The organism is Mesorhizobium sp. M4A.F.Ca.ET.020.02.1.1 (assembly GCF_004022645.1).
GTDB lineage: Bacteria > Pseudomonadota > Alphaproteobacteria > Rhizobiales > Rhizobiaceae > Mesorhizobium.
The window spans coordinates 1-472 of sequence record NZ_RZOI01001383.1 but is presented as its reverse complement, the minus strand read 5'-3'; the positions used below and the strand labels follow the sequence as shown (position 1 = coordinate 472).

1 protein-coding gene is annotated in these 472 nt (G+C 71.2%); it reads left to right on the top strand.

What is annotated here, in order from left to right:
* Positions 1-447, top strand: a 447-nt coding sequence (gene dapB / locus EN742_RS37265) for a 4-hydroxy-tetrahydrodipicolinate reductase (RefSeq protein WP_128334005.1), incomplete at its 5' end; no start/stop codon positions are given.
* Positions 448-472: the final 25 nt, after the last annotated feature.

Genomic DNA, 472 nt, shown 5'->3' with positions numbered 1-472 from the left:
GGCAGTTACTCGCTCGGCCTCAACATGCTGACCGGGCTGGTCGAGCAGGCGGCGCGCGCGCTCGGCCCCGGCGATTGCGACATCGAGATATTCGAGGCGCATCACCGCTCAAAGGTCGACGCGCCCTCGGGCACGGCACTGATGCTGGGCGATGCGGCCGCGCAGGGACGGGGCGTTGCGCTGGCAGACGCGGCGCGGCGCGGCCACGACGGCGTCACATTTGCACGTCCGTCCGGCGAGATCGGCTTCGCGGTGGCGCGCGGCGGCAGCATTGTCGGCGAGCACAGCGTCAGCTTCCTGGCCGACGGCGAGGTACTGACGCTGTCGCATTCGGCCGACGACCGCTCGATGTTCGCGCGCGGCGCCATGGCGGCCGCGCTGTGGGTCGCCGGTCGCCCACCCGGCGAGTACACCATGCGCGACGTGCTGGCTCTCGGCGCCTCCTAACCGGCAAACTCGCCGGGTTCCATTT